General features: G+C 60.5%; 18 protein-coding genes. 1 reads left to right on the forward strand and 17 read right to left on the reverse strand.

Annotation, left to right across the window (positions count from 1 at the left end; all coding sequences use genetic code 11):
* Positions 1 to 5 precede the first annotated feature (5 nt).
* On the reverse strand, positions 6 to 1,103 hold the full coding sequence (locus OK142_RS07660; protein ID WP_003500548.1) for a TRAP transporter substrate-binding protein: 1,098 nt from the start codon (positions 1,101 to 1,103) through the stop codon (positions 6 to 8).
* Between the two features lie 305 nt (positions 1,104 to 1,408).
* Between OK142_RS07660 and OK142_RS07665 the strand changes: the two genes are divergently transcribed.
* A complete protein-coding gene (locus tag OK142_RS07665; protein ID WP_498681959.1) occupies positions 1,409 to 2,164 on the forward strand; it encodes a gamma-glutamyl-gamma-aminobutyrate hydrolase family protein in 756 nt (251 codons plus the stop codon).
* 101 nt (positions 2,165 to 2,265) lie between these two features.
* On the opposite strand, the gene OK142_RS07670 is transcribed toward OK142_RS07665, so the two are convergent.
* The 16 genes from OK142_RS07670 to OK142_RS07745 all read right to left on the reverse strand — a co-directional run bounded on the left by OK142_RS07670 (position 2,266) and on the right by OK142_RS07745 (position 23,091).
* Positions 2,266 to 3,297, reverse strand: a complete 1,032-nt coding sequence (locus tag OK142_RS07670) for an ABC transporter permease (protein WP_216332786.1) — start codon at positions 3,295 to 3,297, stop codon at positions 2,266 to 2,268.
* A gap of 33 nt (positions 3,298 to 3,330) precedes the next feature.
* On the reverse strand, positions 3,331 to 4,872 hold the full coding sequence (locus OK142_RS07675) for a sugar ABC transporter ATP-binding protein (RefSeq protein ID WP_313610959.1): 1,542 nt from the start codon (positions 4,870 to 4,872) through the stop codon (positions 3,331 to 3,333).
* A gap of 239 nt (positions 4,873 to 5,111) precedes the next feature.
* Positions 5,112 to 6,041, reverse strand: coding sequence for a sugar ABC transporter substrate-binding protein (locus tag OK142_RS07680; protein ID WP_313610958.1), 930 nt, complete (start codon positions 6,039 to 6,041; stop codon positions 5,112 to 5,114).
* Positions 6,042 to 6,458: 417 nt separating this feature from the next.
* Positions 6,459 to 7,901 carry a M20 family metallopeptidase gene (locus OK142_RS07685; RefSeq protein WP_498681963.1) on the reverse strand — a complete coding sequence of 481 codons (1,443 nt, stop codon included), beginning with the start codon at positions 7,899 to 7,901 and terminating at the stop codon, positions 6,459 to 6,461.
* A 127-nt stretch (positions 7,902 to 8,028) separates the two neighbouring features.
* The gene (locus tag OK142_RS07690; RefSeq protein WP_498681966.1) at positions 8,029 to 9,573 is read right to left on the reverse strand and encodes an ABC transporter substrate-binding protein; all 1,545 of its coding nucleotides are present in this window, start codon (positions 9,571 to 9,573) and stop codon (positions 8,029 to 8,031) included.
* 36 nt (positions 9,574 to 9,609) lie between these two features.
* On the reverse strand, positions 9,610 to 10,446 hold the full coding sequence (locus OK142_RS07695) for a serine hydrolase (protein ID WP_498681968.1): 837 nt from the start codon (positions 10,444 to 10,446) through the stop codon (positions 9,610 to 9,612).
* 13 nt (positions 10,447 to 10,459) lie between these two features.
* A complete protein-coding gene (locus OK142_RS07700) occupies positions 10,460 to 12,094 on the reverse strand; it encodes an ABC transporter ATP-binding protein (protein ID WP_498681969.1) in 1,635 nt (544 codons plus the stop codon).
* A complete protein-coding gene (locus OK142_RS07705; protein ID WP_082185712.1) occupies positions 12,091 to 12,909 on the reverse strand; it encodes an ABC transporter permease in 819 nt (272 codons plus the stop codon). The genes OK142_RS07700 and OK142_RS07705 overlap by 4 nt, the downstream gene beginning before the upstream one ends.
* On the reverse strand, positions 12,906 to 13,850 hold the full coding sequence (locus tag OK142_RS07710; protein WP_035243543.1) for an ABC transporter permease: 945 nt from the start codon (positions 13,848 to 13,850) through the stop codon (positions 12,906 to 12,908). The genes OK142_RS07705 and OK142_RS07710 overlap by 4 nt, the downstream gene beginning before the upstream one ends.
* 180 nt (positions 13,851 to 14,030) lie before the next feature.
* A complete protein-coding gene (locus OK142_RS07715; RefSeq protein ID WP_035243605.1) occupies positions 14,031 to 14,936 on the reverse strand; it encodes a LysR family transcriptional regulator in 906 nt (301 codons plus the stop codon).
* Positions 14,937 to 15,051: 115 nt separating this feature from the next.
* Entirely contained in the window at positions 15,052 to 15,996 is a 945-nt protein-coding gene (locus tag OK142_RS07720; RefSeq protein ID WP_498681972.1) for an isoaspartyl peptidase/L-asparaginase family protein, read from the reverse strand.
* A gap of 47 nt (positions 15,997 to 16,043) precedes the next feature.
* A complete protein-coding gene (locus OK142_RS07725) occupies positions 16,044 to 17,582 on the reverse strand; it encodes a hydantoinase/oxoprolinase N-terminal domain-containing protein (RefSeq protein ID WP_498681973.1) in 1,539 nt (512 codons plus the stop codon).
* On the reverse strand, positions 17,579 to 18,655 hold the full coding sequence (locus OK142_RS07730) for an S-methyl thiohydantoin desulfurase family protein (protein WP_498681975.1): 1,077 nt from the start codon (positions 18,653 to 18,655) through the stop codon (positions 17,579 to 17,581). Before OK142_RS07730 ends, OK142_RS07725 begins: the two co-directional genes overlap by 4 nt.
* Before the next feature lie 115 nt (positions 18,656 to 18,770).
* Complete coding sequence (locus tag OK142_RS07735) at positions 18,771 to 20,366, reverse strand: ABC transporter substrate-binding protein (RefSeq protein WP_498681977.1); 1,596 nt, start codon at positions 20,364 to 20,366, stop codon at positions 18,771 to 18,773.
* 42 nt (positions 20,367 to 20,408) lie between these two features.
* Entirely contained in the window at positions 20,409 to 21,542 is a 1,134-nt protein-coding gene (locus OK142_RS07740; RefSeq protein WP_003500509.1) for an S-methyl thiohydantoin desulfurase family protein, read from the reverse strand.
* The gene (locus OK142_RS07745; RefSeq protein ID WP_498681979.1) at positions 21,535 to 23,091 is read right to left on the reverse strand and encodes a hydantoinase/oxoprolinase N-terminal domain-containing protein; all 1,557 of its coding nucleotides are present in this window, start codon (positions 23,089 to 23,091) and stop codon (positions 21,535 to 21,537) included. The genes OK142_RS07740 and OK142_RS07745 overlap by 8 nt, the downstream gene beginning before the upstream one ends.
* Between the last annotated feature and the right edge of the window lie 14 nt (positions 23,092 to 23,105).

Here is a 23,105-nt window from a genome sequence, read left to right on the forward strand (position 1 = left end):
AAAGATCAGAGCTTTCCGTTACGCTGCTGAATCATCATGAAGGTATCGAACGTATATTCCGCAAGCTGCATCCAGAGATAACCCTCACGCTTGAAGGCCACCTGATCCTCGTAAATCTTCTTGAAGTCAGGATTTGATGCGGAGATGCTGGCATAGACCTCCAGCGCCGCCTTGTAACAGGCCTCAAGGATTTCCTGGCTGAATGGCCGCAGGATAGCACCCTCCGCCACCAATTGCCGCACCGCAATCGGGTTTTTGGCGTCGTACTTCGCCATCATGCTGGTATTGGCGAAGGCACATGCATCCTGCAGCACCATCTGGTAATTCTTCGGAAGGCTGTTCCATTTCTCCAGATTGACGAAGGAATGGATGACAGGGCCGCCTTCCCAGAACGCCGGGTAATAATAATATTTCGCAACCTTGTAGAAGCCGAGCTTATGGTCGTCATAGGGACCGACCCATTCGGCGGCATCGATGGTGCCTTTTTCAAGTGCCGGATAGATATCGCCGCCGGCGATCTGCTGCGGCACGACGCCGAGTTTTTCCACCACCTTGCCGGCCAGGCCGGCAATGCGCATCTTCACCCCCTTGAAATCGTCGACGGTGTTGATTTCCTTGCGGAACCAGCCGCCCATCTGCGCACCGGTATTGCCGGCAATCATGCCGTAGAGATTATGCTTGGCGTAAAACTCGTTAAGCAGCTTGTTGCCGTTGCCTTCATAGAACCAGGAATTGGTCAGGCGGGCGTTAAGGCCGAAGGGTATTGCCGTGCCGATGGCGAAGGTCGGGTCCTTGCCGACGTAATAATAGGAGCAGGTATGGCACATTTCCACCGTGCCCGATGACACGGCATCAGCCGCCTGCAGGCCGGGCACGATTTCACCGGCGGCAAAGGTCTGGATGGTGAAATTGCCATCGGTCGCGGCAGCAACGTGCTTTGCAATATCCTCGGCGCCGCCATAGATCGTATCGAGCGATTTCGGAAACGACGAGGTCAGGCGCCAGGTAATCTTGGTATTCTGCTGTGCAATGGCGGGTGCGGCCAGGGCCGCTGTGGCGGCTCCCGCAAGCGCACCTTTTTTCATAAAGGAACGGCGATCCATCTATATCCTCCCAGATATGAACGCTGCCCGCAGCTTTGAATTCCCCTCTTTGCTGTTCAGGCATCGCAGCAAAGTAAGCACGGTTACCGCCCGGCTGACAAGCACCCGCGCCAAGAATTAACCGCACACAAACCGGCCTTTTGGGGAAATTTCCGGAAGTCTCCTCTCTATTTTATTTGCAACTGAAATATCATGACCCCGCCTTATACTTTAGGCGCATACATTGCCGACAGAACGCAAAAGGCATGCTTGACTTGGCCCGCCGGCAGTCGCACAAATTTTTGGAGATTCGCCCCGGAGCCATCATGCCAAAACCGATTATCGCCGTTCCCGCCGACATCCGGCATTTCACCGGAGCCGACTGGCACGCGGCGCAGAACCAGTATCTTGCCGCCGCGCTGAAGGTGGCGGGCGTCATGTCCTTCATCATTCCGGCCTTCGAGGACGGCAATGAGGTGGACGCCATCCTCGACCGTGTGGACGGCCTGCTCGTCTCCGGTTCCGCCACCAATGTGCACCCTTCCCTCTACGGAAAGGAAGCGCAGGATAGCGACGGCCCCTTCGATCAGGCCCGTGACGCCACCAGCCTGCCACTGATCCGTCGCGCCATCGAACGCGGCATTCCAATGCTCGCCATCTGTCGCGGCATTCAGGAGCTGAACGTGGCGCTGGGCGGCACGCTTGCTTCCGAAATTCAGGAACAACCGGGCATCTGGGACCATCGCAAGCCGGAACATGACGACCGCGACGTGGCCTTCGCGATCCGCCAGCCGGTGCATGTGCGCGAAGGCTCCTGCATTGCGCAGCATCTCGGCATGTCAGGTGAAATACAGATCAATTCGCTGCACCGGCAGGCAATTGCTGAAACGGCGCCGCACCTGCAGGTGGAGGCAACCGCAGCGGACGGCACGATCGAGGCCGTTTCGGTCATTGACGCCAAGGGTTTCGCCGTCGGCGTGCAATGGCATCCGGAATATTGGGCCGAGACGGACGCGCCGTCTCGCGCTTTGTTCGAAGCCTTCGGCAAGGCCGTTCACGAATACCGAAACAGCAAGGCCTGAGAGCGGCTGCCCTGCGCTCCAACGCAAATCAGCTCCTTGTCGCCAGAACATAAAAAAGGGGCAAGCATGGAAGCTTGCCCCAAGTCCGGGAGGAGGAGTGTTCAGCGCTTTGCGCGTTTCTTCTGGCGGTAGACGTCGGCAACGACGGCAGCCACGATGATGAGACCCTTGACGATCTCCTGATAGTAGGCGTCGACCCTGAGGAATGTGAAACCGGACGTCATGACACCGAGAATGATGGTGCCGATCACCGTTCCGGTAATGCGGCCCGCACCACCGGCGAGCGACGTGCCGCCGATCACGGCCGCTGCAATGGCGTCCAGTTCATACATCACGCCCATGCCGGCCTGCGCCGTCTGCGCGCGGGCGGCCGTGACGATACCGGCAAGACCTGCGAGCATGCCGGCAATGGCATAGACCTTGATCAGATGCGCCTCGATGTTGATACCGGAAACGCGGGCTGCCTGCTGGTTGGCGCCAATCGCATAGGTAAACTTGCCATAGCGCGTGTAACGAAGCGCAATATGGAAGATGACCGCGACGGCGAGAAATACCACGACAGGCCAGACACCCGTGCCGATGAAGGTGAAACCGTCGGTCAGACCGGAAATCGGCTGGCCCTTCGTGTACCATTTGGAAAGGCCACGCGCCGTCACCATCATGCCAAGCGTCGCGATGAAGGGCGGAATCTTGGTGCGGGCGATAAGCTGTCCGTTGATGAACCCGGCCAAAGCCCCGGCCAATATGCCGACAGCCAGCGGTATGAAGAAAGGCAGATCTGTGAGGCCCGGATAAAGGGCGCGCGGCCATGTCGAGGATTGCGCGACGCTGGCGGATAACATTGCCGTCAGGCCGACGACCGACCCGGAGGACAGATCGATGCCGCCGGTGATGATGACCTGCGTGACGCCGACCGCAATGATGCCGATGACCGACACCTGCAGGATCATGATCGTCAGGCGCTGCTGGTTCATCAGAAAGCTCTGGCCGATGAAAATCCAGCCGAGCAGCTCGTAAACCAGCGCGATGCCGATCAAGATGAAAAATATATTCGCTTCCGGTGGAATGCGCCTATGCGGCTTGCGTCCGGATTTTGCGTCCAACTCTGCGTTGGCGGCGGCGTTCGTATTCATTGCGTGTTCCTCCTCGAGAAATCCCGGCGCGCCTCACCGCGATGCGAGATCCATCACTTTCACCTGTGTGGCTTCACTTCTATCAAGGAAGCCCGTCACCCGACCTTCATGCATGACCATGATGCGGTCGCTCATTCCCAGAACCTCCGGCATTTCGGAGGAAATCATGATGACGGCGACGCCCTGACGCGCCATCTCGCCAACCAGCTTGTGGATTTCAGCCTTCGCCCCGACATCGATGCCGCGCGTCGGCTCGTCCAGAATAAGAATGCGCGGCTTGGTCAGCATCCAGCGACCGATCAACACCTTCTGCTGATTGCCGCCAGAGAGATTTTCGATACGCTCGTAAAGATGCGGGGTCTTGACCCTGAGCTTGCGGCACATGTCTTCGCAGGCTTCCGAAAGCGCATTTTCCTGCACGAAGCCATTGGCGACATATTTGTCCTGCAGCACGGCGATCTGCATGTTCTCCAGAATATTCAGGATCAGCAGACACCCGGTATCCTTACGGTCTTCCGTCAGGAACGCCATGCGGTGGCGGATCGCCTCGGTCGGGCTTACGATCGAAACCTGCTTGCCGTCGATTGCGACCGTGCCCGACGAAGCCGGCGTCACACCAAACACCGTTTCCGCCACATTGGAACGGCCGGAGCCGACGAGGCCTGCGACGCCGAGGATTTCACCGGCCCGGACATCGAAAGAAACGTCGTGGAACACGCCGTCGAGCGTCAGGTTCTTGACCGACAGCACCACGTCGCCGATCGGAACCTCTTCCTTCGGAAACATCTGCGTGATTTCGCGGCCTACCATCATGCGGATGATGTCGTCACGCGTCACATCGGTGGAAGCGTGGGTGCCGATATATTTGCCGTCACGGAAGACGGAGAACTCGTCGGCGATCTCGAACAACTCGTTCATCTTGTGGGTGATGTAGACGATGCCGATACCGCGTTCCCTGAGATCCCGGATGATACGGAAAAGATGCTCGACCTCGCGCTCCGTCAGCGCCGATGTCGGTTCGTCCATGATGAGAACGTCGGAATCGTAGGAAACCGCCTTGGCGATCTCGACCATCTGGCGGCTTGCGACCGACAATTCGCCGACGCGCGTTTCCGGATCGAGATCGATGCCGAGCCTTTCCAGCAGCGTCTCCGTGCGGCGATACATTTCACCATGGTCGATGAAGCCCAGCCGGTTTTTCGGCTCACGGCGGATCCAGATGTTTTCCGCGACAGTCATATAGGCCATCAGGTTGAGTTCCTGATGGATCATCGCAATACCGTTTTCGAGCGCATCGAGCGGTGAATCGAGGCGTATGGCAGCACCCTTCAGGCGAATTTCACCGACATCGGGCTGATAGATACCTGCAAGGATCTTCATCAGCGTCGATTTGCCGGCGCCATTCTCGCCCATCAGCGCGTGCACGGTGCCACGCTTGAGGTGGAACGAAACGTCATCGAGCGCGACGACGCCGGGAAATTCCTTGCGAATACCGTCCGCGGCGAGAAGAAATTCTGCATTCGGCACGGCGCCGCTGGCGCGCACGGCGGCCATTGTCGATGGACTGACGACCATCTCACCCTCCACAATAGACAAAAATAACCGGAAAAATGGCTCTGCCCAACGGCGTCCGTCTTCCGGGGAGGCTCACAGCGCCGTGTCGGTTATGACACCAAAGGCGCTGTAACACTTTGAATTCACTGAAATTCTATTACTCTACCCTGGTCCGGAGCATAAAGCTCCGCTAGCCGTCCAGATCCGGCATTTGCTTCCGAGATTGATTTAAACGGTGGCAAATGCCGGAACCGGTTTCGTCAGTTCTTGGCCACGTAGTCCTTGACGTTTTCCGGCGTGACGAGCTGGAAAGGAATGTAAACCTTCTTCTCCACCTTGTCGCCCTTGACGAGCTTCAGTGCGGCGTCGAGAGCACCCTTGCCCTGGCCCGCAGCATCCTGGAACACCGTCACATCGAGATCGCCCGCCTGCATGGCGGCAAGTGCGTCCTGCGTGGCGTCCACACCGGCAACGACAAATTCCTTCATGTCCTTGCCTGCGGCCTTCAGGGCCTGGATCGCGCCGATCGCCATTTCATCGTTGTTGGCGATGACGGCGTTGAACTCGATACCGCTGGACAGCCAGTTGGTAACAAGGTCAGCACCCTGTGTGCGCTGCCAGTTTGCCGTCTGCTCTTCAACCACCGAAATGCCCTTGCACTCATCGGTCTTCAGAACATCGTGAACGGCCTGCGTGCGCATGCGCGCGCCCTGATTGGACAATTCGCCCATCATGACCACGGCCTTGCCCTTGCCACCGAGAAGGCGGCAGACTTCCTTGGTTTCCAGCGTGCCGGCAACGGTTTCTTCCGATGCCACGAAGGCCTGGCCATCGGGCAGCGTATCCACGTTCACCGGCTGACGGTTGACGTAGACGAGCGGGATTTTCGCGTCGGCGGCAAGCTTCGACATGGCTGCCGTCGCATCCGTGTCAACCGGGTTGACGATGATCGCATCCACCTTGGAGGCGATGAAATTCTGGATCTGGCTCTGCTGCTTGGCAACGTCGTTCTGCGCGTCCTCAACCTGCAGGGTGACGCCTTTCTGTTCCTTGGCATAATCCTGCATGCCGTTGCGCAGCACGGTCAGGAAGTTGTCGTCGAACAGGGCCATCGAAACACCGACGGTCTCGGCATGTGCCGCCGTGCCCAAAAGCACAGACATGGCCGCACTGATGATAAGCTTTTTCATTGTTTTCTCCTCCGTGGTGTCCGGCGCCACCTCTCCCAGCCGGAAACGAGCCCAAAAGCCCGCCGCTACCTCCTCACATTCAGAAAACGGAATAATGAAACCGATTTTCTGTTGTTCGGTATATTTATTCCATTTTTAGTTCGAACGTCAATGGTTTCTTCGCGGCCGGTCGGCGAGGCGGCACACAAGGCGGTGATAATCTGGGGTTTTGGAGGAGAACGGGCCTCGAAGGCGGACACCGATAGGGGTGCCAAGCCCCTCCTGCGTCATCCTCGCCCTTGAGGCGAGGATCCATAAGCCGTTGAAATTATGGATCCTCGGATCAAGTCCGAGGATGACGTCGAGTATGGTGAAAGGTCCGCTTTCAATCTCGGACACGCAGACCTCCGTTGAGACGGACGCCGGAACGTGCGCGTTTCAGCCGTGCGAACCGGGCATGACATCCGCCGGAATGGGGCAGACATAATCGCTGCCTTCGGTCTTCTCCCGCCATTCATTCTTGACGCTTTCTAGCAGCTCGGGCGAGGTCATCAGCGAAAGGCCGGTCGATGCGAGCGTTTTGGCGGCATGCGCCATAGCCTTGTGGGCGGCCGGGCTTTTGCCCTGCGCCACCACCTGCCATGTATGCGGATTGGTCCCGATCGCCCATGCGGGCGTCCAGCACTGCGCGGTCGGCGTCACCCAGCTGACATCACCGACATCGGTCGATCCCGCCCGGAAATGCGACTGGCCTTCGAAATCGCGCAGGCCGAGATGCAGCGGCATTGACCCGTCGATCTTCCGATTGGAGAAGACATCGCCCTTTATCTGATAAAGCCGGATGCTGCTTTTGATCGCCTCTTCGGTGAAGGTATCCTGAATGCGTTTGGCGAAGGCGATATCCGCTTCGTCAAAGGCGATGGGTCCGAGCGCCACCATGTTTTCATGCATCGCGGTTTCAAGCGTGATGTTGGGCAGGAGATTGGTGGAGGCGGTGTCAAAGACGATCTCCACTTCCGTTTCGGTCATCATGGCAGCACCACGCGCGACCTTGTCCACCCTTGCAGCGAGATCGAGCGCCTGGCGCATTTCCGGTGCACGGATCAGATAGAGCACTTCCGCCTTTGCCTGCACCACATTCGCCGCCTTGCCGCCGGTATCGGTGATGGCGTAATGCACCCGGCAGTCCTGCGGCATGTGTTCGCGCAGAAAGTTGACGCCCACATTCATCAGTTCAACGGCATCGAGCGCCGAGCGGCCGAGATGGGCGGCGTTGGAGGCATGGGAAGCGACGCCTTTGAAACGGTAGAAATATTCCAGAACCGCGAGATTGTTGGTGGAGCGCACGCCGTTGAAGGGCGCCGGATGCCAGGTCAGCGCCGCATCGACATCGTCAAACAGACCGGCGCGGACCATGAAGGTCTTGCCGGAACCGCCCTCTTCGCCGGGGCAGCCATAATAGCGCACGGTGCCGGGCAGATTGTTGGCTTTGAGATACCGGGCGAGCGCGATGGCGGCCATCAGCGAACCGACCCCGAGCAGATTGTGGCCGCAGCCATGGCCAGTGGCGCCGGGTTCACGCGGTTGAACCTCAGCAACATCGGCGAGCTGACTCATGCCGGCCAGCGCGTCGAATTCACCAAGCAGGGCGATGACCGGCTTGCCGATGCCGAATTCGCCGATGAAGGCCGTGTCCATGCCCGCAACGCCACGGCGCACCGCAAAGCCGTTCTCCTCAAGCGCATTTGCAAGCATCCCGGCCGATTGCTTTTCCTCGAATTTGACTTCGGCAAAATCCCAGATGCTGTCGCTCATTCTGGTGAAATCGGGCTTCATTGCCTCGATCTCGGCGGCAATCGACATCACGGCTTCACGATTCATGGCTTGTCCTCGCATTCCTGCCCTTTAAGGCGCACGCAAACGCTTCGGCGGAGGGCCGCCAAATCATTACGGTCTATGATGGAAAATGCCCGCGCCGGGCTTTGCGTCCGGCGCGGGCGATATTGGGTCAGTTATCGACCGAGACTTCCCAGAGGCGGGCGTTCGACTGCCAGACCGGCTGGCCCTTCAGCTTCTTCGTAGCGCCCCAGACATCGACCATGTCGTAGAGGAAGATGCCGGGCATTTCCTTCAGCATCAGCTCATGGAACTCGTCGAAAATCTTCTGGCGCTTCACCTGATCGGCCTCGACATAGGCGGCCTTCATCAGCTCGATAGCCTTCGGATCATCCCACATCAGGGAGGCGTTCTTGTCCTTGTTGCCGACGTAGAAGGCATACATCAGGGCCGGATCGAGACGCGGGGCGACCGACTGCGAGATCACCTGATAGTTGCCGGAACGGCGACGATCCACCTGCGTGGCATAGTCCAGCACCTCGATCTGCACGTTGAGACCCGCCTGCTGCATCATGGCCTGCGCCATGACGGCGGCCGGGAAGCTCGGCACGTTGCCGCGCTTGTTGGCGATGATCGAGATCGGCTCGCCCTTGTAACCGGCGGCCTCCAGTTCCTTCTTCGCCGCCTCGATGTCATAGGCCGGACGCTTCTTCTGGGTCTCATCGAAATAGACCGAGTCCTGCGAAACCATCGAACCGTTGGCTTCGCCCGTACCGTTCGATGCGGCCGCGACCAGTTCGTCGAGATCAAGCGCCATCGCCATGGCGCGGCGCACGCCGGGATTGCTCAGCACCTTGTCGCGGGTCTGGATGTAGAACAGGTTCTTGCCGTTGTTGCGGGCGACGATCAGCTGCATCTTCTCATTGGTCTTGAACTCCGGAATAAGATCGGGAGAAATCTCGGCGGTGTCGAGCACGCCGGATTCGAGGCCCGCCTTCACGGTCGAGGCATCCGGAATGACCATGAACTTGATGCCGTCGGCCAGAGGACGCTTGGAACCGACCATGCCGTCCGGCTTGCCGTCATTTGCCGGCGAAACATAATCCGCGAATTTGGCGAGGCGGATATATTCACCCTTCTTCCATTCGTCCCACTGGAACGGGCCGGTACCGATGGGCTTGACGAAGCTGCCGTCAGCCGCAACGGATTCCGGCGAGATCATGCCGGTATAACCGCATTCGGGTCGCGACATCAGGCCGAGGAAAACGGCGGACGGCTTCTCAAGCGCAATCTCAACCGTGGATGCATCGGTGGCCTTGACGCCGGTGACATGCGCGGCGCCGCCTTCCACGAAATCATTCAGGCAGGCCCATTTGGTTTCCGGCTTCAGATAGCGCGTCCAGTTCCAGACGACATCCTCCGCGGTGAGCGGCTTGCCGTTATGGAATTTCACATCCGTGCGCAGCTTGAATGTATAGGTGAGACCATCTGGCGAAACCTCGAAGCTCTCGGCAAGCAGTGGCTTTACTTCACCGCCATTGTTGTAACCGACGAGGCCTTCGACGATGTGCAGGATCACGCCGTCCGTATTGCCGTCACGGTTGACCCCGGGATTGCTGCTGCGCAGATCGGAACTTTGCGCGATGGTGATATCGCGGGCCGCTGCGACATTGGCTGTTACGAGCAGGGCCGCGCCTGCGAGAAGAAGTTTTTTCACTGTTCTACCCTCTTTGTTGTCGTTGATCGTGATTGATTAAAAGCCGTCCCAGCAGGCTTGTGCCAGCCGGCCGATTGTTTCGAGCGCGACGGTGTATCCCGGCGTGCCGTCAGGCATGACCTGCGGCACCTCGTCGGTATAGGCGGTGATGATGAAAGACGGCGCGCCGTTTCTGTAGACGATGCCGGCATCCATACGCCCGCGCTTGCCGCGTCCGCTTTTGCTCGCCACCATCGCCTCGAAAGGCAGGCGGGAGCGGATTCCATAGCGCAATATCTGGTTTTTCAGCGTCTGCATTGCCCATTCGCACAATTGCGGGCTGCAACCGAGCTTTGCCTGCGCCTCGGGCGAGGATTGCGCATCGAGAATGGTCTGAAGCAGCAGAACCTGGTCCGCCGCCGAAGTGGTGGTAACGGTCTTCAATGGATGATCGGCCGCGAGCGCCAAAGGCGGAATGAGGAAACGGTGATGCGTGTTGGCCATGCCGAGCGATTTGCAATAGCCGTCCACCTCTTCCAGCGTCAGCCTTTCCAGCACCATCTTGGTGCAGACATTGTCGCTCAGCACCATCATGCCGGCGACGGCATCGCGCAGCGAAATGACGATGCCCGGCGTCATATAACGGAACATGCCGCTCGCCACTTCTTCCGCCAGCCGCTTTTCATAGGTGACGGGCTGGTCGAGGTCGATCCGCCCTTCGCTGGCCGCCTTGAGCACGGCCATCATGATCGACGTCTTGCGGGTGCTGCCCGATGGCGTCTCCTCATTTTCTCCCCGCCCGATCTCTTCGCCGGTCAGGAGATTGCGCACCATGAAACGTGTCACAAAAGGCTGTGCATCACAGATAGCATTCAGTTGGGCAGCCACAGTCATTGTCATCTTCCTGTTAAACTTCTTCTTCCAGACGCCATTTGAGTGTCACGCCGCCCTTTTCATTCTGGTCGAGGGCGGGAATGGCCGAGAGTAGCCGGCGTGTGTAGGCCTCTCTCGGGCTGTCGAAAATCGTGTCGCGGTCGCCCTCTTCGATGATACGGCCGTCCTGCATGACGACGACACGGTCGGCCACCTGTTCGACCACGCCGAGATCGTGGCTGATGAACAGGCAGGAAAAGCCGTAACGTTTCTGCAGATCGGAAAAGAGATCGAGCACCTGCGCCCGCACCGTCACGTCAAGTGCTGAAACCGGTTCGTCGGCGATCAGAAACCGCGGACGACGGGCAATGGCGCGGGCAATCGCCACGCGCTGGCGCTGGCCGCCGGAAAGCTCATGCGGGTAACGGGCGGCATAGTCGGCGCCAAGCCCCACCTCTTCCAGCGTTTCCAGCGCCCGCTTGCGCTTGGCGGCCTGGTCGAGACCGGGCACGAGGCGCAACGCCTCCTCCACCAGCGCCTGAATGGTCATGCGCGGATCGAGCGAGGAATAGGGATCCTGAAACACCATCTGGCAATTCAGGCGATAGTCGTTCCAGTCCTCGTTGCGCTGCCGCCCCTGAAACTGGATCTGCCCTTCGCTTTCCTGCACGAGACCGGCGATGGTGCGGCCAAGCGTGGTTTTGCCGGAACCTGAACCACCGACCAGCGCCACAACTTCACCTTCGTGAATATCGATGCTGACGCCATGCAGCGCCCGCTTCGGCTTGGCTTTCTTGAGTAGCGACTTGCGGCCGGGATAATCGACGACGATGTTTCTGGCTGAAACCATCGGCGCCTTGCTGGTGTCGACGACACGCGGCTCGCCCCGGAAGGGCAGTGAGGAAAGCAGCTTTTTGGTATAGGGATGCTGCGGCGCGTCCAGCAGGTCTTCGGTTCTGCCCTGTTCGACGATCGCGCCCTTTTCCATTACCACGATACGGCTCGTATAGCGGGCCACCATCGGCAGATCGTGACTGATGAGGAGGACGGCAGTCCCTTCCGCCCGCGTCAATTCGACCATCAGTTCCATGACGTCGCGCTGGATGACGGCATCGAGCGCCGTCGTCGGCTCGTCGGCGATCAGCAAGGCCGGCTTCAGAAGCATGACCGAGGCCAGCATGATGCGCTGGCGCATACCGCCGGAAAACTCATGTGGATAGGCAACAAGCGCGCCTTCGGGATCGCGGATGCCGACCCGCTTCAGCATGTCGAGAATTTTCTCGCGGCGCTCTTCCGGCGACAGTTTCGTGTGAAGGATCAGGCCTTCTTCCAGCTGCCGGCCGATTGTCATCGACGGATTGAGAGAGGTCATCGGCTCCTGGAAAACGACGCCGATCTCCGCGCCGCGCAGGCGTCGAAGTTCCCTTACCGGCAGGGACATCACGTCCTGCCCCTTGTAGATGATCGACCCGCCGGTGACGGCGATGGCTGGCGGCAGAAGCGAGATGAGAGCGCGGGTGGCGAGCGTCTTGCCCGAGCCGCTTTCGCCGACGATGCCGAAGATTTCGCCAGGTGCAATATCGAAAGAGACATCCTTGACCACGCGGTGGCCACTGCCTGCGACCTCCAGCGAAAGGCCGCGCACGGTAAGAAGAGTATTGTCCGTCATTTGAGACCTCTCATGCGCGGATCAAGCCTGTCGCGAAGGGCATCGCCCAGAAGATTGATGCCAAGCAGTGTCAGCGCGATGCAGAGACCGGGGAAAAGCCCGAGCCAGACGGCCTGCTGGATGAAGGGACGGCCGGCGGCCAGCATGTTGCCCCAGGTGGGTGCCGGTGGCGGCACGCCGAGGCCAAGGAAGGACAGCGCACTTTCCGAGAGGATAGCCCAGCCGAACATGGAGGTGGCGAGCACCGTGATCGGCGCTATGCAATTGGGCAGGATGTGGCGGAACATGGTGTAGATCTCGCCATTGCCCATCACCAGCGATGCCTCGATGAATTCGCGCTCACGCAGCGACAATACCGCGCCGCGCACCACACGCGCCATGGACGGCGTGTAGGCGATGCCGAGCGCGAAGATGATGCCATACTGGTTGGCACCGAAAACCGCGAGAAGACCGAGCGCCAATAGGATGCCCGGAAAGGCGAGAAGCGCATTGTTGATGGCCATGATGACGCCATCCACCCAGCCGCGCGCATAACCGCTGACAAGACCGATCAGCGTGCCGCAGATCGTCGCGAAACTGACCGTCAGGAAGCCAATCCAGACGCTGGCGCGTGCGCCGACCATCAGGCGGCTGAGAACATCGCGCCCGAACTCGTCGGTGCCGAGAAGATGGCTTGGGCCGGGTGCGGCCAGACGCGAGGCGAAACCGAGCTTCATCGGATCATAGGGCGTCCAGAACAGGCCGGTAATGGCAGTGATGAGCAGGAGGGCGATGAGGAAGCCGCCGATAAGCCCGTTGAGTGTGAACTTTTTCATTCGGCAACCACACGCGGATCGAAGAGGGGATAAAGAAGGTCGACGAAGAGATTGACCAGCACGTAGGACAGGGAAACGAACAGCAGGCAGCCCTGTATGACGGGGTAGTCACGCGCGAAGATGCTGTCGACCATCAGTCGCCCGAGCCCCGGAATGGTGAACACCGTCTCGATGACCGCGATGCCGCCGAGAAGATTGCCGAGGATGAGGCCGATCATCGTCCATGTCGGGCCAAAGGCATTCTTGAAGGCGTGCCGCCAGAGAACTGCACTTTCCGAGAGGCCCTTGGCACGGGCATGGGTGATATAGTCCAGCCGCAGAACCTCAAGCGTGGAGGCGCGCGCCATGCGGATCAGAACACCCATTTCATGAATCACCAGCGTCATCACCGGCAGGACGAGATAGAGCATGCCGCCAACAAGATTGTCGCTGATCGAGACGTATCCCAGCACCGGCAGCCAGCCGAGCTTGAGACCGAAGAACAAGAGAAGCAGAAGCCCGAGCCAGAATGTCGGGATGGACAACAAGAGAGTCGCCGTTCCCACCAGCGCGAGATCGGTCAGGCTGTTCTGTTTCCAGGCGGCGATCACACCCGCCGGAACCGCAATCAGGCTGGCGAGCAGCACCGCGACCACGACGATCTCGGCGCTGACGAGGAAGCGTGACACGACCAGCGGAAGCACTGCCTCGTCATTGACGATGGAGCGGCCGAAATCGCCCTGTAGCACATTGCCCGCCCAGATGACGAACTGTTGCGGCATGGACTTGTCGAGGCCAAGCTCTGTTCTCATCGCCTCGATCTGCTCGGGTTGCGCCATGTCGCCCAGCATCAGGGCGGCCGGATCACCCGGAATGAAGCGGATGAGCGCAAAGACCGTGATCGACACAAAGGCGATCGTCGGCAGCGCCATCAAAAGACGGCTCAGTATGAATCTTATCATCGGTTCCCCACGATTGATGGCCGGGAACGTGCTCCCGCCTCTATCGGTTTCGTTGCTGGCGACTATGACGGATTGATAAATAACACGCAATATTATGCATAAACGTCATATATCTATGCAGAATGGTGGCACGTTTCATCCTGACAGGGACATTGAGATTTCCCGCGAAAAACCCTGTTTTCAGTCGATTTTTTGCGAAAGCTGGATCTGCTGCTTCAAGGCGTCGCTAAGTGCCTGAGCAGCGATGGACAGCGGTGCGCCCGAGGCCCGGGCAAGACCGAACTCCTGCGTTGATTGCGGAATGAAGGGCCGCGCAACGACTGGGAGGTGCCTGTAGAGGTTGGCATAAAAACTGCTGATGATCGTAACGCCCAGCCCATGCGCGACATAGGCGCAGGCGGAACTGTTGGTGTGGGTTTCGATCTTCACCATCGGCTTGACGCCCGCCTTCTTGAAGACCTGATCGAGCGCCATGCGGTTCGGCCGCTGCCGACCAATGAGAATGAGCGGAATGTTGCGCAGGTCCTTGACCGTGATTTCGGCAAGCGCGGCCAGCGGATGATCCTGCCGGACCACGCAGACGCTTTTGCCGGTGGCAACACGCTCGACATCGATGCCCGGTCCGATCTCACCTTCCATACGCAGGAAACCAAGATCGATCACCCGCTCGCCAACCAGCTTGTTGATGGCGGTGGTCGTTTCGAAAAAAGTCTCGATGCGCACACCGGGGAAATCCCTGACATAGTCGATCAGCATGGCAGGCGCGAAATTCTCCCACATGCTGCTCGGCAGGCCGATGCGGACGATTTCCGGACCGGCCGCGCCATTGCGCAAATCCTCGGCGTGGCCGGACATGCGGTCGACGGCAAGCAGCACATTTTCCGCGTCCCGGGCAAGAAGCGCCGCCTCCGGCGTCGGGATCAGCCGCCCCTTGTCACGGGCAAACAGCGTCAGCGACAGGTCCGCCTCGAGCTGCGCCAGAAGCCGGCTGATACCGGACTGGCTGAGCCCCATGGCCTTGGCGGTGGCGATGGTCGAGCCGGTGGACAGAAGCGTGCGCAGGACTTCGAGTTGCTTGATATTCATGAGGCCAGCACCATGGATGAAAAGACGAGCCGGTTTCCGTTCTGACCTTTTGCCGCCGATAGACCTTGATGTCACCGGTTTTTTTACGCCGCCACTTAGCCGGCACGGTCGCCGGTTACAATTCCACCTCATAGACCCTGTCGTGGGTGGCAACGCGGGCCTCTCCTGATGGTGTCACCCAGCCCCGGAACATGCCTGATGTATTATAGGGCGCGGATATGCCACCTTCGGCATCGATTGCGACGAGGCCCGCGCCGATATCGTAGGGGGCCAGATCCTTGTGGACGAGGTTGCCGGCGGCGGTTTCCAGATCCTGCCCGAGATAGGCGACACGGGACGCGATCTCATGGCCGACGACATAACGGATGAAAAACTCACCCTTGCCGGTACCGGAAACGGCGCAGGCACCGTTACGGGCATAGGTGCCGGCCCCGATCACCGGGCTGTCACCCACCCGACCGTCAGGCTTGTTGGTGTAGCCGCCGGTCGAGGTCGCGGCTGCGAGATGCCCTGCCGCATCAAGCGCCACGGCGCCGACAGTTCCGTGTTTTTCGTTTTCCGTCGCTTCCGTACCGGCGGTGGCATGGGCCTTCATGGCCGTCAGCGCCTCGACACGCTTTTGCGTGGTGAAATAGGATTGAGACTCCGTGGCAAGCCCCTTCTCCTGCGCAAACCGGTCAGCCGCTTCACCGGTGAGATAGACTGCGCGTTCATCCTCCATGAGCGCCCGGGCCGCCTTTACCGGGTTGCGGATGGCGCGGGAGGCGCTGATCGCGCCTGCCGCCAGGGTCTTGCCGTCCATGATCGACGCGTCGAGTTCGTGAACGCCATTCTCGTTGAGCGCCGCCCCATGACCTGCGTTGAAATGCGGGCTGTCTTCCATGACGACGACCGCCGCCTCAACCGCTTCCAGCGCAGTGCCGCCAGCCTTCAGCACGCCATAACCGGCGCGCAGGGCCGCCGCCAGATCGTGGCGCGCCGCCTCCCACTCCTGCGGCGTCATGCTGTCTTCCGGCATCACGCCGCAACCACCGTGAATGGCCAATGCGATCTTCGTCATGTCCTCACTCCACTGTCGCCCCGCCACAGGCAGGGCCTCTTAAATCATCAATGAAAGGCGATATCGCCGATGACCCGCACCCGTACCCGCCGCGCGCCGCCAGGCAGATAGGCGATCGGAATATCCTCCACCTCAAGCGTCTTGAGGCTCGCGCGCTCCGCTCCCGAAGCAACCGCCGCGTTCTGCGCTTCGGTCTCGGCTTTCGCAAGGGCCTCGTCGCGGCTCAATCCGGAAAAGACCTGATCCACTTCGCCGGAAACCTGCGCCATCGCCGCACCGAGCGCATTGGCAACGCCTGCATTTTCCACACGCAGCACCTCGGATGCGCCTGGCACCTGCTCCGGTATCAGGAATGCGCCGCCGCCGACCGCAACCAGCGGCACGTCTTCGGCTGATGTCTTCATCTGATCGAAACTGTCGGCCACCATGTCGCGGATACGGCCGAGCGTCGCCTGCACGAATGCCGGATCGAGGTCCTTAACACGATCCCTGTCGCCCATCTCGATCAGGCCTGCCGCAACGGCGATATCCGACGTCGTCAGTGTCTCGCCGCCGAAAACGCGGGCTTCGGTGAGGATACGATACCCCACCGAGCGCGGGCCGATCTTGCCTGTCTGCGGGTCGACAATGGTGCCGCCGCCAAGTGCGATCGGCAGAAGATCGGGCATGCGGAAAAGAGTGCGCACCCCGCCGATATGAACGATATTGTTCGCCTCACGCGGGAACCCGCCGACAAGGCAACCAATATCGGAGGTGGTGCCGCCGACATCCACCACCATGGCGTCGGAAAGCCCGGTGAGGAAGGCGGCACCGCGCATCGAATTGGTCGGGCCGGAAGCGAAGCTGTGCACGGGGTTGGTAGCGGCGATATCCGCAAGCGCCACGGTGCCGTCGTTCTGGGTCAGATAGAACGGCGCCTTCACACCCGCTTCTCGCAGCGCATCCGAAAATGCCTGTACCGTGGTCTTGCCAAGCGTCTGCAGGGCGGCATTCAGAAGTGCAACATTCTCGCGCTCCAGCAGCCCGATGCGGCCGAGCGTATGGGAAAGCGTGATGCGTGCATCGGGGATTACCGAACGGACGATCTCCGCCGCCCTCACCTCGCACTCCGTGGTCAGCGGCGAAAAGGTCGCGGAAATGGCGATGGAGGTGATGCCCGCATCGCGGATTTTCATCGCAGCTTCACGGATTTCATCCGGGATCATCGGCACCAGCGGGCTGCCATCATATTCGTGGCCGCCATGAACCATGAAGATCAGCGGATCGACGGCCTCGTGCAGATCCCTCGGCCAGTCGCACATGGGCGGCAGCGAAGAACCTGTTGGTAGCGCGATGCGGATGGCCGCGACCCGCTCCAGCCGGGCGCGCTCCACGACCGCATTGGTGAAATGTGTCGTGCCGATCATCACCGCGTCGATCGGGCGATCCGCCGCGCCGACATGGCCCGCCACGTGGCTCAATGCCGCCTTAACGCCGGACAGGACATCCTGCGTGGTCGGAACCTTGATGGAGGCGACGATCGTGTCTCCATCTATGAGAACGGCGTCCGTATTGGTGCCGCCAACGTCAATACCGATGCGTTTCATGGGAATACCGATTTGAAATCAATGTCATAACCGAAGGCACGAGGGCCGACGGCAGCGATGCCGGCAGGAGTCGTCAAGAGTTCCGGCGCCGGCAGGGCGACGACCGTGACACGCTGGCCATACCGCACCGATTCCGTGCCGATGGCGCTGCCCGAAACGGTGTCGAGAAGGCAAAGCAGATCCGGCGTCATGGCAACCGGCTGGCCATCGCGGAAGGCGACCGCCCATTCGTTCTGGAAGGCCAGCTCCATGCGCGAACCCCGGTCGGCGTCGATGCCTTCAATGGTCGTGCTGCCGCGCAGGAAGCCGCCGGTGGTCTCGCGGGCGACATCCACCACCTTGCCACGGAACAGCTGCTTGCCGCCCTCATGGTCGAGAACCGCCTGAACGGGGTCGTCATGGCGTTGACGCGCCGCCATCACCGCGCGGCCGAGTTCGGTCGCCTTGGTGACGGTGTAATGAATGCCCCATTCCTTGACTTCCTTGCCGGTGCGCGGCGCCTTGCAGGTGGCGGCGGTGGAGCCGACTTCGGTGCAGACCTTGCGCGAGATGCGCTCCATCCACTTCCAGGAGGCCGCGCGCGTCACGATCACCTCATTGTCGCGCACATCGACCAGCGACAGCGGAAACATCGGCAGGTTGCCGATGGCGAAGGATGTCATCTGCGCTTCGGGATAGGCGCGTCCCATGGCATCGGCATTCACGACCGGCCGGTCGAGCACGGCGGCGGCGAGGAAGGAGGAAAGCGCATTCGAGCCGCCGATTTCCACGCTCATGATCGCCCGGAACGGCTTGCCGAGATAATCCTCCATGACCTCGACAGCGCGGGCGAGATGCACCGGATCCCCCAGCCGCTCCTGACCGACAAGCGGCGCGCCCATCTTGGAGACGACGGCAACCATGTCGTCATCGGCGAGCGCCATGGGATCCATGACCTTCACGCGTCTGCCTTCGGCATAAAGACGGCGCAGATTGAGCGTCGAGATATAGGGATTGCCTCCGCCGCCGGTTCCCAGAATCCAGGCGCCGGTGGCCAGAGGTTCGATATCGTCTTCGGAAAATTCCTGGATCATGCGTCATCCTCGGGCATGCCGCGGCCGTTCCGGCGCAAGCGATGCTCCTTCCCTTTGAAGTCCCAAGTCTCATCGGCCCCGCCCTCAGGCGGGACCGGTTTTCATGCGGCGGAAATCACTCCGCCTTGCAGTCCCAATGGAAGTTGGAGAAGTTCAGGTCCCAGCTCTGCATGGGAATGAACTCGTAACCCTGAAGGCACTTGTTCGCCGCATAACGGCGGTTCGGAGCAACCGCCCAGACATCAGGCTGAAGATCGGCGATCTTCGTCTGCAGTTCCTTATAGGTAGCGTTCTGCTCGTTGACGTCGGTGGTGGCGCGGACCTTGTCGATGAGGCCGTCGATTTCCGCATTCTGCAGCCATTCCATCGACATCCATGTGCCGGAAGCCTTGGAATGATACTGGTTGTAGAACATCGCATCCGGCGACGGATAGGTGGGCGAGATGTTCACCTGCGTCGATGCGGGCGTCGTTTCAGGCTTGGAGGACAGCTCCACGATGCGGTTCCACGGCTCCGGCTTGATATCGAGCGTGATGCCGATCTGCTCGAGGCTGGACTGCAAAAGCAGCGCCACTTCCGCCTCGAAGGCCAGCGAAGCGACATAGCTGTTGACGAGCGTGATCTTCTGGCCGGCATATTTCGACTTTGCCAGTTCTTCCTTCGCCTTTTCCAGATCGTAGACGCCGGGCTGGATATCGCTGTTATGCGCGTCCTTAAACGCGTCGGAGAGCGGCCCCTGCATATCGAAGCCCGGATAGATCACTTCCTGGATCGTCTTGTAATCCGTCGCATAGGCAATGGCGCGACGAACGTGGACATCATCGGTCGGATAGACCTTGGTGTTGAGCTTGATGACGAAACCGCCGGCGGTGCGGGTCTGGATCAGCTTGTAACCCTTCATCCGGCCAATGGATTCATAGGTGTCGTTGCCAAGACCGTGCGAGGAAAGGCCAAGTTCGCCCTTTTCCGCCAGCGCCTTGACGGTGGCGTCGTCGCTCGTCTGCACGAAGCGTACTTCATCGATCGGCTTGCCCTTGGTCCAGCCAAGGAAATAGTCCGCATTGCGGGCGATGACCATATCGGCTGAACGGTTGTAGCTGACGAGCTTGTAGGGGCCGGAACCGGCGGAATGTTCGCCGACATAGGCCTCGCCCCATTTATCTTCGGGCTTGGCATTGGTTTCGATGAGCGTCTTGTTCAGCGCCATCATCAGCGGCGTGGCCGCCATGAAGGGCGAGAACTGACGTTCGATCTTCATGACGAGCGTCGCATCGTCAGGCGCGGTAACGTTTTCGGGCTTCAGCACGCCGACGATGAGGTTCGACGGGCCCTTGTTGATGCCGAGCAGACGCTGCACCGACCAGACAAGATCGCCAGCCTTCACCGCCGTGCCGTCCTGGAACTTCGCGTCGTCGCGAAGATGGAAGGTATAGGTCAGGCCGTCTTCAGAAATATCCCAGGACTTCGCCAGATGCGGCACGATTTCGCCCTTGGCGTTCACCGTGGTCAGGCCGTCATACATGTTCACGATGGCCATGTAGCCGGTATAGTCAGTCACTTTCGCCGGGTCGAGCGAACTGAATATCTGCATGGTATTGACCGCGACCGACACCTTGTCTTCCGCAAAAGCAGCGGAAGGAACAAGCGGCAACGCGATTGCCGTGCCGAGCGCAAGCACGGCAAGGCGGGAAGAAAGTCCTGGCATTTTCATTGTCGTTCTCCTCTTTATTGCGGGTCATTTGCCCGCTTATGGTTAGGCAGCCTTGCTGACCGGGAGGGGCAGCGGTGAGAAAGGAATGTCCGGGTAACCGAATGCGGCCGGTCCAACGACCTCGAGAGCGCGGGCGCTGCGCAGAAGATCGTGGCAGGGGATGGCGATGACGGCCACGCGCTGGCCGTAGCGCAGCACTTCGGTGGTGATCGGATAACCGGTATCGACATCCAGCAGGACGATCAGGTCCGGCACGGTCACTTCCACCTTGCCGTCACGGCGGAACAGCAGGAATTCGTTCTGGATCGCAACGCTCGCCGTCTGGCCCGAGCAATCGTCGAAGCCCGAAAGCTCGACATCACCCACGGCGAAACCGCCGCGCAGATGGCGCTTCAGATCGGTGATCTTGCCATTGAAGATGCGTCGTCCGCCTTCAAGCGCGCAGACCGCCGCAATCGGGTCCTCCTGCTGCTTGCGGGCGCGGATCACCGCCTCACCGATGGCGATCGCCTTGGTGTAGGTTTTCGGAATGCCATACTGGTGCACGTAATGCGCCTGCATCGGCGCGGTCGCCAGCATTGCGCCGCCGCCCTGCGAAACGACGCAGGCGCGGGCCATGCGCTCGTGCCAGACTTCGGAAACGGCGTGGCTGAAGATAACAGCATTGCCGTGCAGATCGCACATCACCGACGGCGTGGAACTGTGGCCGTAGATGGAGAAGGTGGTCATCTGCATTTCCGGGAAAGCCCGGCCCATGCCGTCGCAATCGAGGATCGGCAGGCCACCGAGCGCCGCCGTCACCAGCGGGTTCATCGAGTTCGAGCCGCCGATTTCCTCGCAGACGATGGCGTCTACCGGCGTGCGGATCAACTCTTCCATGGCGCGCAGGCAACGCAGTCCCTCACGGCCCTCGCGAATGCGCTCCACGCCGACCACGGGCGCGCCGATGCCGCCGATGGACATGCAAAGCGCGTCCGGTTCGATAGCGTCGGTTGCAAGGATCTTCATCTCGTAACCGGCCTTCATGGCCTCGAGTGCAAGCAGCTTGCCCAGATAGGGATTGCCGCCGCCGCCCGTACCGAGAATGCCCGCACCGATTTCCAGCGCATCGAGATCTTCACGGGTCAGCGTCCGCAATGCCGCTTCGTCATATTTCAGCTTGCGCGTCTCAGCCATGATTGGCTCCCATTTCTCCAACGACTTTCACATGAATGCGGGTGGCATTGCCGGGCAGATAGGCAAGCGGCATGTCCTCGCGCTCGATGACTTCCAGCGTCTCGGCCAGTGCGCCTGCCGCAATCGCCTTTTCGCGTGCCTCCGCTTCAGCTTCTGCCAGTGCACTCTCGCGCGTGCGTCCGTCCACCAGCGAGAAGACCCGGTCGGTCTCGCCGCTGATCTGCGCGATTGCCGCGCCGACGGCATTGGCCACCGCGAAATTCTCGGGCCGGATGACCTCAAGGTCACCGATACGATCCGGCATCAGGATGGAACCGCCGCCAACGGCAATCACCGGCACCGGTGACGACGAGATGCGGCTGCGCTCCACGCAGGCCTCGAGCATGTCGTTGATCTTGTCGACCGCCGCATCCACGAGCTTTTTGTCGAGGCTGGAGACCAGCGCCTTCTCACCCACATCCGCCTTGCCGGAGGCAACCGCGATATCGGTTGCCGTCAGGGTCGAGCCACCGAAGCAGAGTGCATCGCGGCGAACGCGGTAACCGACGGATTTCGGGCCGACGGTCAGCCCATGGTCGCCCTTGACCACCAGCGAACCACCACCGAGACCGATGGAGAAGACGTCAGGCATGCGGAAATTGGTGCGCACGCCGCCAATATCCACCGTCGTGGAAGCCTGACGCGGGAAGCCATGCGACAGCGAGCCGACATCGGAGGTGGTGCCGCCGACATCCACCACGACGGCATCCTTGAGACCAGTAAGGAAAGCCGCACCGCGCATGGAATTCGTCGGTCCGGAAGCGAAGGTGAGCACGGGGAAACCGCGCACCACATCCGCCGCCATCAGCGTGCCGTCGTTCTGGGTGATGTAGAACGGGCAGGTTATGCCCGCCGCCTTGAGCGCCTCGCCGAAAGCGGCGACGGTGCGGTCCGCTAGTGACAGAAGGCTGGCATTCATGATCGCCGCACTCTCGCGGGCGAGCAGGCCATGCCGGCCGATATCCTTGGACATCACCACCGGCAGGCCGGGGCAGCGTTCCTGCAGGATTTCCTTCGCCCGCAGCTCCATCGCATCATTGATGCCGCTGAAAACGCAGGTGACGGCAGCGGCCTTCAGGCCCTTGGCGCGGATATCGGCGGCGATGCGGACGATCTCGTCCTCATCGAGCGGCGAAATTTCGCGGCCGTCGAATTCGTAACCGCCGCGCACCTGATAACCGTGGTTGCCGACGATTTCCCTCAGATCATCCGGCCAGTCGACCATGGGCGGCAGGCCGGCGCCAGACGGCAGGCCGAGACGGATGGCGGCCACCTCGTCCATATGCCGGCGCTCGATCACCGCATTGGTGAAATGCGTGGTGCCGATCATCACGGCGCCGATGCGTGCCCTGTCGATGCCCGATGCCTCGATGACCTTTTCAAGGGCTTCGATAACACCGGACGTCACATCCTCTGTCGTGGAGGCCTTCACCCCCGCCAGAACGGTTTTATCCTGTAACACAACGGCATCGGTATTCGTGCCGCCGACGTCAATTCCAACGCGATACACGTCAGGCTCCTCTT

The organism is Agrobacterium sp. BT-220-3, from assembly GCF_025910175.1.
Classification (GTDB): Bacteria; Pseudomonadota; Alphaproteobacteria; order Rhizobiales; family Rhizobiaceae; genus Agrobacterium; species Agrobacterium oryzihabitans.